Source organism: Bradyrhizobium sp. SYSU BS000235 (genome assembly GCF_049747295.1).
Classification (GTDB): domain Bacteria; phylum Pseudomonadota; class Alphaproteobacteria; order Rhizobiales; family Xanthobacteraceae; genus Afipia.
In genome coordinates this window covers 1,449,736-1,461,504 of record NZ_JBMHJM010000001.1, presented here as the reverse complement: position 1 = coordinate 1,461,504, position 11,769 = coordinate 1,449,736, and the positions used below count along the sequence as shown (strand labels likewise).

Below are 11,769 nucleotides of genomic sequence, written 5' to 3'. Positions count from 1 at the left end.
GTGCGGCCAAAGCTCCGCCCAAATCCGACACGACAGTCGTCGCAGACCTTAACGGTCTGAAACGGTTCTTTGGGGGCACTAAGGGAGCGTTATGTAATGGCGTTGTTCTCGGGGAAAAGGCTTGTTTGGCAGGCTTTTGCGGCTGGCGTGGTAATCTCGGCTTCTTTGGCTGCGCAGCCTGCGATGGCGGCGGATGATCTCCCGGTGGTGGACGATATGGGCGGGCCGCCGCCGATCGAAGATGAAGTCGCGCCCCCACCGCGCTATTATGCACCGGCACCTCATGTGCAGAGGCCCTATGCGCCGGAAGTTTACGAGCGCGACTCCTATGCCCCGCCTCCGATCCGGGTTGAACGAACCGGGCTGTATCCCCGACCTGTGCTGCCGCCCTATCAGGTCGCCACCATCGTCCGCTCCTCAGGATATATCCCGCTCGGCCCGGTCGCACGGCGCGGTTGGGTTTACACCATGGCTGCGGCCGGTCCCCGTGGCATTGAGGGCCGGCTGGTCATTGATGCCCGTACCGGCCGGATCATGCGCTTTGCTCCGGCGCTCGCCGTGGGCGACGCAATGGCCTACGGGCCTCCCCCGGGACGGCCGCTTTATCAACAGGATTACCGCCGCGCGCCGCGCCCGCCGGCACCGGTTCCACACGTCGCCAAGGGCAATGTCCACGGTGGGACGCCGAAGGTCGCCAGCCAGTCGCCGTCAGCGCCCGCACCGACTCCTTCTGCCACTTCGAGCGAGTCATCCGGGGCCGCGAAGACCGCAGCAACGTCTGCGGCACAACATCCGGCCGGATCGCCGGCAGCTGAACGGCCGGCTGCGGTGGCGCCGTTGGACAAGACTGCGGAGGCGAAACCTGCTGCGACTGTCGGTGCGGTTGCGCAGCCACCTGCGGCGGCGCCGACAGCGTCTACGCTGAAGCTCTGGCCGACGCAGGCCATGCCTCCGGTGCAGCCACTAGATTGATCTTTCCGTTCTGGGACGGGGAAGACAGGTGGGACGCGTCGTCCTCACTTCGGTGAGGGCGACGTTGTCGTCTGATGCTTATCTTTGAAGCCATCGACGAAGGTCGCACTTCGGATGTCGCGCGCCTCGAAGGATCGAAAAAAAAGCGCCCCGGGGGATCGGGGCGCTTTGCAGTCTACGGGAGGTTATGAGGCGATAGCTTAGGCCGCAGCCTTCTCGGTGACCTGCGGAGCACTCGACGCCGACGTGGTGATCGGAATCTGGCGAGGCTTGGCAGCCTCCGGAATCTCGCGGACGAGATCCACATGGAGCAGGCCGTTCTCAAGCGAAGCGTTCTTCACCTGCACGAAGTCGGCAAGCTGGAACTGACGCTCGAATGCGCGCGACGCGATGCCGCGATAGAGTACCTCGGACTGGCCTTTGCTGTTCTCATTCGCAACTTTCTCGCCCTTGATCGTCAGCGTGTTTTCCTTCGCGACAATCGAGATTTCATTTTGCGAGAAACCGGATACGGCGACAGTAATTCGGAAGTCGTTCTCGCCGGTGCGCTCAATGTTGTAGGGCGGATAGCCCGGTGCGCCATCGCCGTTCGCTTGATCGAGCAGCGAAAACAGGCGGTCAAAGCCAACGGTGGAACGATAAAACGGGGTGAGATCGAAAGTACGCATGGTTTAGTCCTCCTAATGAGCGACCAGCGCGTTCTTCTGGCGTGACGGCCTCGTCCAAGAAACTCTCGTCCGAGAGACCGGTCTCGCAAGCACAACGCGCCACTCTTTGGGTGAAGAGCAGACAACCCGCCATTGGGCCGGGTTTTCGTTCTGCGTGCAGCCTAGAGAGGCCTGCACGAAACTGATATGGGAGGGGTCTCCGGGCGTTCAAGAGGGATTCGATCTCTCTTTTGGTCGCCGTTTCCTGCCGGATTTCATGATTCATTTGCCCCCACCGGTCCCGCCCATGACTCTTGTTTCCACGCCGTCCAATCCTGTGCCCGACAATGTCGTGAGCGGCACCATCAAGACGCCGGATGGCGCTGAACTCAGGTTCGCGCGCTGGCAGCCGCCCGCCAACCGCAGGGGCACGGTCTGTGTTTTCACGGGGCGTGCCGAATCCATCGAGAAGTATTTCGAGACCGTGCGGGACTTGCGCGAGCGTGGCTTCGCAGTCGCGATGATCGATTGGCGCGGGCAGGGGCATTCGTCGCGGCAATTGCGTGATCCGCGGAAAGGCTATGTGCGGCGATTTTCCGATTTCGAAATCGATGTCGAAACCTTCGTCCAGCAGGTCATGCTGCCGGATTGTCCGCCGCCTTACTTTGCGCTGGCCCACTCGATGGGCGGCGCCGTGCTGCTCCGCGTGGCGCGGTCCGGCAAGCGCTGGTTCGATCGCATCGTTCTCTCGGCGCCGATGATCGACCTGCCCGGTTTGAGCATGAAGAGACCGACACGAATGCTGGTGCGTGGGCTGCGCTGGCTCGGGATGGGCGGCAACTATGTCCCCGGCGGCAACAGCAAGCTGGTCGGGACGAACGGCTTCATCGGAAATCCTCTGACGTCAGATCCGGTTCGCTACGCGCGCAACGTCGCGATCCTCGATGAGGATCCGACGCTCGGTATTGCCTCTCCCACAGTGGCGTGGGCGGATTCCGCGTTCAAGGCGATGATGGATTTCCGCGCGCTGGATTATCCATCCCGCATCCGCCAACCGATTTTGATGATCGCCGCCAGCAGCGATACGGTCGTTTCCACCGCGGCGATCGAAGAATTCGCCTATCACCTGCGCGCCGGGTCGCACCTCGTCATCGCCGGCTCCAAACACGAAATTCTGCAGGAGCAGGATCGTTACCGCCAGCAGTTCTGGGCTGCATTCGACGCTTTCGTGCCGGGCACGCCGTTGTTCGGCTAGTGTCCCGAATCCAAAGTTCGCCTCATCGTGCAGCGCGCTCCGTAGCGAACTTTGGATTCGAGAGGACACTAGCAAATTTATGATTCTAGTGTGGTTTAGGCTCAGAAGTTCGCTGGAACGACGCGCGGGAAAACTGGAGCGAACTTCTGAACCACCACACTAGCTGCGGTCAAAGCGCCTTGGTCATGTAAACGCGCTTCAGACCTCTTCCCTCGCCGCGATGGGTCTCGACGAAACCGAGGTATTTGTAGCGCGCCTGGTTTTCCGTCATCAGTTCGTGCGTGAACAGGCGAATGCTGTTGTAACCCGCAGCCCGTGCCTGCTCCTCGGCGAATGCGATCAATCGATTGCCGTATCCTTTGCCTTGTGCCTCGGGTCGGACGGCGACGTTGTCCAGCAGCATCGTCTTGTCCTCGGGAATGAGCACGACGAGACCTTCGATATTGGCACCGTCTTCAAGAACATACACACGGCCTTGCGCCACCAACTCATCGTAGTCGTCATGCATGGGGCCGGGTTTCTGTCCGATGCGAGGAAGATAGACCACATAGGCCGCATGAACGATTGCCGCTACAACGGCGGCATCTTCAGCGCGAGCGAGACGAATCATGATGGGAGCCTGCATACTAGTGGTCCGATTCTAACGTTCGCATCCTGTTTGAGGCAGGCGCTTTTTGCGAACGTTAGAATCAAGGGACCACTAGCAAATATTGGTTGCTAGTGGAGTTCTGGATTTGACATTCGCTTTATCGGTGTGCGGCAAACGGGGAGCGAATGTCAAATCCACTCCACTAGTGACTGATGTGCAGCTTATCGCATCACAGCGCGGGTGAAAGATGCTTGGTATCCATGATCTCTGGCTGTTCGTTCTCTCCGGCTTTCTGCTCAATGTCACGCCCGGCCCCGATACGGCCTACATCGTCGGGCGCAGCATCCAGCTTGGCTGGCGCGGGGGCATTGCCGCAGCCCTTGGCATTTGTTGCGGCTGCCTGGTGCATGTCTTCGCCGCCGCTATCGGTCTGTCGGCGCTGCTTGCCGCATCCTCCGTAGCTTTTACAATCGTGAAGCTGATTGGTGCGCTTTATCTCTGCTGGATGGGCATTCGGATGGTGCTCAGCGCTGGAGCGGCGAATGCAGCGCCCATTCCCGACGGGCCAGCCAGTCTGCGGACGGTGTTCTGGCAGGGTGTATTGACCAACGCCCTGAATCCAAAAGTGGCGCTATTTTTTCTGGCGTTCCTGCCGCAGTTCGTCGCCGCCGACTCGCCGCACAAGGCGCTCGCTTTTGTGATCCTGGGGATCATTTTCAACATCAACGGCACGCTGTGGAATTGTGGCGTGGCGGTCGTCGCTGCGAAAGCCGCATACCGTGCGAGACAGGCGAGGCGAGCGGCGGTCTGGGTCAACCGCTCGCTCGGCGCGCTGTTCGTCTATCTCGGGGTCCGCGTCGCGATGATCGAGGCGCGTTAATTCGATTTGGCGGGCGCGGCTGGCTCTGCAGCAGCCTGTGACGCGCGGCCGACGCTGACGCTCAAGAGGCCCTGGCCCCAGATGCGTTTCGCAACCCGCTTGGCATCATCCAGCGTGACGGCATCGACGATGGCATTGCGTTTCTCGATGTAGTCGATGCCGAGGTTGTCGAGCTGATATTGGACAAGTGCGCTTGCGATCTTTGACGACGTGTCGAGCGCCAGCATCTGCGATCCCTTGAGGTACGATTTCGCCTCATCCAGCTCCTGCTGCGTCGGACCTTCGCGGCCCATCCGTGCGATTTCACTGGTGATGGTGTCGAGCGTCTCGGTGGCCTTGTCGGCGCGCGTGGCCGTGGTCCCGGCAAAGACCGACGACTTGTTCATCCAGATCAGGGACTGCGACACGGAATAGGCGAGGCCGCGCTTCTCGCGCACTTCCTTGTAAAGCCGCGACGACAGGGTGCCGCCGCCCAGGATGTGGTTCACGATATAAGCGGCCATGAAGTCTGGATCGTTGCGCGCAATGCCGGGGCCACCGAAGTTGATGGAGCTCTGCGGCACGTCGAGCATCACAAATGCGTGTCGCGGGGGCTTCGCCGCGTCAATTGCAGGGACTGCTTTCAGGTCTGCCTTGGCGGGCAGTGCCCCGAATGTCTTGTCGAGCAGCTTGCCGAGGGTTTCGGCATCGATGTCGCCGACGACGGCAACCTTCAATGTGTCTTTCGCCAGGACACGGTGGGCATAATCCCTGAGGTCCGCAGCCTGAATGGCTGAAAGGCTCTCCACCGTGCCGTTCGGCCGCCATGCATACGGGTGCGTGCCGAAGGCTTCTTCCCAGAAGCGATGGCCCGCGATGCTGACGGGATTCGTGGTCTCGCGGCGCGCATTCGAGATCATCTGCGAGCGGACGCGTTCCAGCGGTTCGGCATCGAACCGCGGCGAGGTGAGGGCCAGCCGCAGCAAATCGAAGGCTTCGCCACTGTCACCCTTCAGCATGCGCATGGAGCCGCGGACATAATCGCGGGTGACGGAAAAATTCATCGTGATGGCACGGCGCTCGAGGCGCTCGTGGAATGCCTTGCTGTCGAGATCGCCGGCGCCTTCATCAAGCATGTTGGTGGTGAAGCTGCCGATGCCCTGTTTGTCTGCCGTATCTTGCGTCGATCCGCCGGTGAAGGCGTATTCCATTGCCACCAGGGGAACGGTGGCATCCTGGACGAACCATGCTTCGATACCGCCGGGGGAGACCAGTCGCTGGATCTTCGTCGCGGCGGATGCAGGATTGGAGGCCGCGAAAAGCGATGTTGCCGCAACAACAAGCGCGGCTGCAATACGGGGTAGGTCCCGGCGTGTGGTGATCACGAACGTTTCTCCTCACGCTTGGCGGCTGTCGCCGTCGTATCCTTGATCAGGTAACCGGTGACCGAACGTTTCTTTTCGAGCCAGGTCTTGGCGGCGTCACGCACCTGCTCGGCTGTGACGGCGCGCACGCGATCCGGCCAGCTTCTGATGTCGTCGACACTGAGACCGACCGTCACCGCTGCGCCGTACCACCGCGCCAGCGTGGTCTGGCTGTCCTGCGCGTAGATTGCTTCCGCGATCATCTGCGTTTTCACGCGTTCGAGATCCGCTGCCGGGACCGGATTCTTGGCAAGTTCGGTGATGACCGCGTCGATGCCTTGCTCAAGCTGCGAAAATTCCACGCCGGGCTTGGGCGACGCGGAGATGCCGAATTGAGAAGGGTCGATTGCAGTGCCTTGGTACCAGGCACCGGCGCTGACCGCGAGCGGCTTGTCCACCACCAGCGCTCGATAGAGATATGAATTGCTGCCGCTGCCCATCAGTTGCGCGAGCACTTCGAGTGCGGCGCTTTCCGCAGGCGCGGCCGACACGGCGGACGGAACCAGGTAGTAGCGGCGCATGGTCGGTTGTTCGACGCGCGGATCGGCAAGCGTCACGCTGCGCGGAGCTGCGGGAGGCGGCTCCTGCGGCCGAACGCGATGCGCGGGGATGGAGGGTTGCGGCGGCACCTTGCCAAAGGTCGCCTCGATGGTTGGGCGGATATCGTCCGCGGTGACATCCCCGGCGATCACCAGCGTGGCGTTGTTGGGCGCGTAGAAGCGTTTGTAAAACGCCAGAGCATCTTCCCGGTTGAGCTTCTCAATTTCGTTGCGCCACCCGATGACCGGTCGGCCATAGGGATGGTTGAGATACAGCGCCGCCATGATCTGTTCGGTGAGCCGCGCATCGGGATTGTTGGCGACGCGCATGTTGTACTCTTCCAGCACGACGTCGCGTTCCGGCAGAACATTTTCGTCCTTCAAGACGAGCCCGGTCATACGATCCGCCTCGAACGTCATCATGGTCGCGAGCTGGTCGCGCGGCACGCGCTGGAAATAAGCAGTGTAATCCGTGGATGTGAAGGCGTTCTCGTTGCCGCCGATCCGGGCAATGACGCCGGAGAATTCGCCGGCGGGATGAGCTTCGGTCCCCTTGAACATTAGGTGTTCGAGGAAGTGCGCCAGTCCGGACTTGCCGGGCGTCTCGTCGGCAGACCCGACCTTGTACCAGATCATCTGCGTCACCACCGGCGTACGGTGATCCGGAATGACGATGACGTTCAGTCCATTGTTGAGTGTGAACGTGGCGGGGCGTGTACCTGTTTGTGCCGTGACCGATTGAGCGGCAGCAGGCGACATCAAAATGCCGAGCGCCGCGGCGGCTCGGACGACGGATCGGCGAGAGAATGTCATATCTTGTTCCCGAACTGCGGACACACCGCTGGGACAAGTTCAGGGCCGCAAGAGGCGGCATTGCAAGGCCCTGAAACGATCGCACTGAGCTGGATCGTGGTCATTCGGCTGCAGCAATCAATCGGCAGCAACTGGGATTCTTAGTCCCAAATCTTCTCACACTTCCCGGAAGCGGCATCGCAAACCAGCTTCGGAGCCCGTTCCTTGCCGTCTCCCAAACCGTAGGCGTAACTCGGCGACGGCGTCTGGTAGCCGACCGGCGGCTGGGTCAGTTCGTCGCGATCAGGTTCTTTCTCGAATTTCGCGGTCTCTTTCTTCTCCTTGGAGAATGGATTCTTGAACAACCCACCCACATAACCAAGCTCAGATGGCATCAGCATGAACGGCCTGTCTGAGCCGTTGCTCCCTGGACTATTCGTGTCGGCGGTTCGGTCGGCGCCTTTCGGAGCCCGTGCCGCGAGTTCGCTCGGCAGCAACGGCATGCGGGCTTCTTCGGGGCTGATGGGCTTCTGTTTGCGCGCTTCCTTCGCCGCCTTGCGTTCCGCTTCGTCGGGATCCTTCGGCCAGTTCGGAGCAAGTTTCGGCTTGCCGGTTTCAGGCCGCGGCAGGTCGATCTTGGAAGGAACGACCAATGGCGAACGTTCGCGGTAATTAATCCCGCTGTCTTCCATCCGCTTGGCGCCGAGGCCGCTCATGAGGTTGTCCATGAGCTTTTCTTCGAAGGTTCGGTCGTCCTGTTCGTCGTCCTGTGCCCTGACGGGTCCTGAGCTCAGGACCAGACCCACGCCCAGCAGCACGGCTGCCAGACGGACCGCACTGGTCCACATCGTGGGTCGAAGGAGATAATTTCCTGATGACATCGCACCTGAACCGTTGTTGTCGGTCTCACGCATTGCGTTCATCCTGATCCGTTGTCTCGTGGGCGGCTGTCACTCACGCACGCTGCTGTCTAGCACGCCCTATCCTTTGTTATGAGGGCGTTTTTGCGGCGCTGGGCTTACAAATGAGTCATACAGGAGGGCAGCGACCCCGGCAACGATGGCCACATCGGCAAGGTTAAACACGTACCAGTTGTAGGTTTTCCCGCCGATCTCGATGTGGAAAAGGGCAAAATCGACCACTGCGCCGTAGGCCAGCCGGTCGATTCCATTGCCGACGGCGCCTCCGATGATGAGCCCCAGGCCAATGACGGCAAGACGGGTGCCGGAACGGGCCATCCACAGCGCCAGAACGATGACTGCCACGACCTTGATGGCCAGCAGGATAGCCTGACCGACCGGTCCCGAATCCTGGAACCAGCCATAGCTGATGCCGGTATTCCAGGCGAGCACGAGGTCGAAGAACGAGGTCACCGTCACGACACCCCGGTGGCCCAGCTCGAAGATGTTGAGCAGCCATAGCTTCGACGCCTGATCGAGGATCAGCGTCACAACGGCGGCGATCAGCCCGGATCGGAAGAGGGGAGACATCAAACGCCTCATATTCGGGATCGGACAATCGTCCGTCGCTTGAAGCCCGCGCGGAGAAAATGAAGCGAACTTCTGAACCACCACACTAGGGCTTTCTTGTCGCGGCGGTCTCAATGATGCGGACCGCCGCGACAACGATTGGATTTCGAAGGGTCAGGCGATCCCGAGTGCCTTCCGCTCGCGCAAGGCCTGGGCATCGCGTGGTGTCACGTCGGGGTATTCCGGATCGTCGCCAACCGTGGGGAGGATTTTCCACGAACGCGCGCATTTGGTGCCGACGGCTTTTTCAACCACCACGGCTACGCCCGGGACATCATTCAGTGTGAATGCACCTGCAGGCGCGTCCTCGTTGGTCACCATCGCGTTGGACGTGATGCAGACTTCCGCGAGATTCACATCGAACAGCGTCGCGAACGTCGCCTTGTCCGACACATAAACCAGCGGAGAGGCTTCCAGCGACGAGCCGATACGCTTGGCCGCGCGTTCGATCTCCAGCGCGCCCGTCACCACGCGGCGAACGTCGCGGATCGTGTCCCATTTCGCAGCAAGCGCGTCATTGCGCCAGGCCGCGAGCACATGTTGGAACAGCTCGAGATGGACCGATCCGGCGGACTGGCCATAACGCGACATCCAGGATTCTTCCGTCGTGAAACTCAGAATCGGTGCGAGCCATGTGACGATGGCGCGGAACAGATAATCGATCACGGTCAGCGCCGACTTGCGGGTTACCGATGACGGCGGGTCGCAATACAGGGTGTCCTTGCGGACATCGAAGTAGAACGCCGACAGCTCGGTGTTCATGAATGCAGCAAGTGTCGCGACCACGGTCTTGTAGTCGAAATCGGCGTAGGCTTGCCGCACGACCTCATCGACCTCCGACAGACGATGCAGGATGAGCCGTTCAAGCTCCGGCATATCGTCGACCTTGATCCGGTCTTCGTCACGGAAATGCGCGAGGCTGCCCAGCATCCAGCGAATGGTGTTGCGCAGCTTTTTGTACGTTTCGATCGTGTTCTTGAGGATCTCAGGCCCGATGCGCTGATCGTCGGCATAGTCGGTGGCGCACACCCACAGGCGCAGGATGTCGGCGCCGGAATCCTTGATCACCCTCTGCGGCTCGACGGTGTTGCCAAGAGACTTCGACATCTTGCGGCCGTGCTCGTCGAGCGTGAAGCCGTGGGTCAGCACCACATCATAAGGCGCGCGGCCACGCGTGCCGCAGCTTTCGAGTAGCGAGGAGTGAAACCAACCGCGATGCTGGTCGCTGCCTTCGAGATACATCACCGTATCCTGGCCGCCATCGATCTTGCGCTTGATGCCGGCGAGCCCGGGAAAATGCACCGGATCTTCGAGCACGAATGCATGGGTGGAACCGGAATCGAACCAGACGTCGAGAATGTCGTCGACCTTCTTCCATTCCTCGTTGGCACGGGAGCCGAGGAATCGCGCGCGCGCGCCTTCCGCGTACCACGCGTCGGCGCCTTCCTGTTCGAATGCATCGGCAATACGCTTGTTGACGACCTCATCCTGCAGGATCTCTGCCGAGCCATCGCCTTTTTCACGCACGAACACGGTGATCGGCACCCCCCATGCGCGCTGGCGCGACACCACCCAGTCCGGGCGGCCGGAGATCATGCCGGTGATGCGGTTCTGGCCTTGCTCGGGCACCCAGCGAGTGACGGAAATCGCTTGCAGTGCGCGGGCACGCAGCGTGTCGCCGGACTTCGGTTTGCCGGCAACCGCAATGTCCTTGTCCATCGCAATGAACCATTGCGGCGTATTGCGGAAGATCACCGGCTTCTTCGAGCGCCACGAATGCGGATACTGGTGTTTGAGGCGGCCGCGCGCGAGCAGCATGCCGCGCTCGACGAGCGCCTTGATGACGCTTTCGTTGGCATCGCCCTTCTCGCCCTTGTCGTTGATGACGCGCTTCCCGGTGAAGCCAGGGGCCTGTTCGGTCAACGCGCCGTTGGCATCGACCGTGTAAGGGATTGTCACGTTGATGCCTCGTGCGTCGAGCTCACGGGCATTCGCCGTCCAGATGTCGAAGTCTTCGCGTCCATGGCCCGGCGCGGTGTGCACGAAGCCGGTGCCGGTATCGTCGGTCACGTGATCGCCGGCCAGCAGCGGCACGGTAAACTCGTAGCCGCCGTCGAGTCCCTTCAACGGATGGACGCATTCGACCGCGTCCAGGATGTCGGCGGACACATCGCTGACCTTTTCAAAGGCCGTGACGCGTGCCTGCTTGAACACCTCTTCGGCAAGCTTGTCCGCGAGGATGAGAAGATCGCCGGTCTTCGCCCAATTGTCGGCGGGCGCATCGGTGACCTTGTACAGGCCGTAGGAAATTTTCGGAGAGAAGCTGATGGCGCGGTTGCCTGGCAGCGTCCACGGCGTGGTCGTCCAGATGACGACTGATGCATTGGCGAGCCGGCCAAACGCAGCCGCGACCGGAAATTTCACCCAGACCGTGTCCGAGGTGTAGTCCTCGTATTCCACCTCCGCTTCGGCCAGCGCCGTCTTTTCGACGACACTCCACATCACGGGCTTGGAGCCGCGATACAGCGTGCCGTTGGCAGCGAACTTCATCAGTTCGCGCGCAATCTGCGCTTCGGCGAAATAGCTCATCGTGGTGTAGGGATGCGCCCAATCGCCGATGACGCCGAGTCGTTTGAACTCTTCGCGTTGGATGTCGATCCACTTTTGCGCAAAGGCCCGGCACTCGCGCCGGAACTCGACGATTGGAACCGCATCCTTGTTCTTGCCCTTGGAGCGGTATTCTTCCTCGATCTTCCATTCGATCGGCAGGCCGTGGCAGTCCCAGCCGGGCACATAATTCGAGTCATGGCCCAGCATCTGCTGGCTCTTGGTCACCACATCCTTGAGGATCTTGTTGAGCGCGTGACCGATATGAATGTTGCCGTTGGCGTAGGGCGGGCCGTCGTGCAGCACGAATTTCGGGCGGGACTTCGCGGTCTCGCGGACCTGCTTATAGAGGTCGATCTCGTTCCATCGCGCCAGAATTTCCGGTTCGCGCTGGGGCAGGCCCGCGCGCATCGGGAAGTCCGTCTGCGGCAGATAGAGGGTTTTGGAGTAATCGGCGGCGTCGGATTTGGGCTTTTCGGTCATGGCGGGTGAATAGCGCGTTTTGGCGGGAAGTGGAAACCCGGTTCGGATCAAAATGCCGGGGGTGGGTGGATGG

At 61.0% G+C, this 11,769-nt stretch carries 10 protein-coding genes; 3 read left to right on the top strand and 7 right to left on the bottom strand.

What is annotated here, in order from left to right; all coding sequences use genetic code 11:
• Positions 1-96 precede the first annotated feature (96 nt).
• On the top strand, positions 97-972 hold the full coding sequence (locus ACP0KA_RS06755; protein WP_424628068.1) for a hypothetical protein: 876 nt from the start codon (positions 97-99) through the stop codon (positions 970-972).
• A gap of 200 nt (positions 973-1,172) precedes the next feature.
• Here the strand turns inward: ACP0KA_RS06755 and ACP0KA_RS06750 are convergent, their stop codons facing one another.
• Positions 1,173-1,640 (bottom strand): Hsp20 family protein, encoded by a 468-nt coding sequence (locus ACP0KA_RS06750; protein ID WP_424628067.1) that lies wholly within the window; start codon positions 1,638-1,640, stop codon positions 1,173-1,175.
• Positions 1,641-1,926: 286 nt separating this feature from the next.
• Here ACP0KA_RS06750 and ACP0KA_RS06745 point away from each other — a divergent pair, with 286 nt between their 5' ends.
• Positions 1,927-2,874 carry an alpha/beta fold hydrolase gene (locus ACP0KA_RS06745; protein WP_424628066.1) on the top strand — a complete coding sequence of 316 codons (948 nt, stop codon included), beginning with the start codon at positions 1,927-1,929 and terminating at the stop codon, positions 2,872-2,874.
• A 169-nt stretch (positions 2,875-3,043) separates the two neighbouring features.
• Here ACP0KA_RS06745 and ACP0KA_RS06740 read toward each other — a convergent pair whose 3' ends face one another.
• Positions 3,044-3,484, bottom strand: a complete 441-nt coding sequence (locus ACP0KA_RS06740; RefSeq protein WP_424628065.1) for a GNAT family N-acetyltransferase — start codon at positions 3,482-3,484, stop codon at positions 3,044-3,046.
• 226 nt (positions 3,485-3,710) lie between these two features.
• Here ACP0KA_RS06740 and ACP0KA_RS06735 point away from each other — a divergent pair, with 226 nt between their 5' ends.
• Positions 3,711-4,343, top strand: a complete 633-nt coding sequence (locus ACP0KA_RS06735) for a LysE family translocator (RefSeq protein ID WP_424628064.1) — start codon at positions 3,711-3,713, stop codon at positions 4,341-4,343.
• On the opposite strand, the gene ACP0KA_RS06730 is transcribed toward ACP0KA_RS06735, so the two are convergent.
• The 5 genes from ACP0KA_RS06730 to ileS form a co-directional block, all read right to left on the bottom strand.
• Positions 4,340-5,707 (bottom strand): M16 family metallopeptidase, encoded by a 1,368-nt coding sequence (locus ACP0KA_RS06730; protein ID WP_424628063.1) that lies wholly within the window; start codon positions 5,705-5,707, stop codon positions 4,340-4,342. The genes ACP0KA_RS06735 and ACP0KA_RS06730 overlap by 4 nt on opposite strands.
• Positions 5,704-7,098, bottom strand: coding sequence for a M16 family metallopeptidase (locus ACP0KA_RS06725; RefSeq protein WP_424628062.1), 1,395 nt, complete (start codon positions 7,096-7,098; stop codon positions 5,704-5,706). The genes ACP0KA_RS06730 and ACP0KA_RS06725 overlap by 4 nt, the downstream gene beginning before the upstream one ends.
• A 140-nt stretch (positions 7,099-7,238) precedes the next feature.
• Positions 7,239-7,991: a hypothetical protein gene (locus ACP0KA_RS06720; protein ID WP_424628061.1), complete on the bottom strand. Its 753-nt coding sequence runs from the start codon at positions 7,989-7,991 to the stop codon at positions 7,239-7,241.
• Positions 7,992-8,057: 66 nt separating this feature from the next.
• Positions 8,058-8,567: a signal peptidase II gene (lspA, locus tag ACP0KA_RS06715; RefSeq protein ID WP_424628060.1), complete on the bottom strand. Its 510-nt coding sequence runs from the start codon at positions 8,565-8,567 to the stop codon at positions 8,058-8,060.
• A gap of 153 nt (positions 8,568-8,720) precedes the next feature.
• Entirely contained in the window at positions 8,721-11,696 is a 2,976-nt protein-coding gene (gene ileS, locus ACP0KA_RS06710; protein WP_424628059.1) for an isoleucine--tRNA ligase, read from the bottom strand.
• Positions 11,697-11,769: the final 73 nt, after the last annotated feature.

Bases quoted from the DNA above. Each gene is read 5' to 3' on its own strand.
- ACP0KA_RS06755 (WP_424628068.1), top strand. From the start codon at position 97: ATGGCGTTGTTCTCGGGGAAAAGGCTTGTTTGGCAGGCTTTTGCGGCT.
- ACP0KA_RS06750 (WP_424628067.1), bottom strand. From the start codon at position 1,640: ATGCGTACTTTCGATCTCACCCCGTTTTATCGTTCCACCGTTGGCTTT.
- ACP0KA_RS06745 (WP_424628066.1), top strand. From the start codon at position 1,927: ATGACTCTTGTTTCCACGCCGTCCAATCCTGTGCCCGACAATGTCGTG.
- ACP0KA_RS06740 (WP_424628065.1), bottom strand. From the start codon at position 3,484: ATGATTCGTCTCGCTCGCGCTGAAGATGCCGCCGTTGTAGCGGCAATC.
- ACP0KA_RS06735 (WP_424628064.1), top strand. From the start codon at position 3,711: ATGCTTGGTATCCATGATCTCTGGCTGTTCGTTCTCTCCGGCTTTCTG.
- ACP0KA_RS06725 (WP_424628062.1), bottom strand. From the start codon at position 7,098: ATGACATTCTCTCGCCGATCCGTCGTCCGAGCCGCCGCGGCGCTCGGC.
- ACP0KA_RS06720 (WP_424628061.1), bottom strand. From the start codon at position 7,991: ATGCGTGAGACCGACAACAACGGTTCAGGTGCGATGTCATCAGGAAAT.
- lspA (WP_424628060.1), bottom strand. From the start codon at position 8,567: ATGTCTCCCCTCTTCCGATCCGGGCTGATCGCCGCCGTTGTGACGCTG.
- ileS (WP_424628059.1), bottom strand. From the start codon at position 11,696: ATGACCGAAAAGCCCAAATCCGACGCCGCCGATTACTCCAAAACCCTC.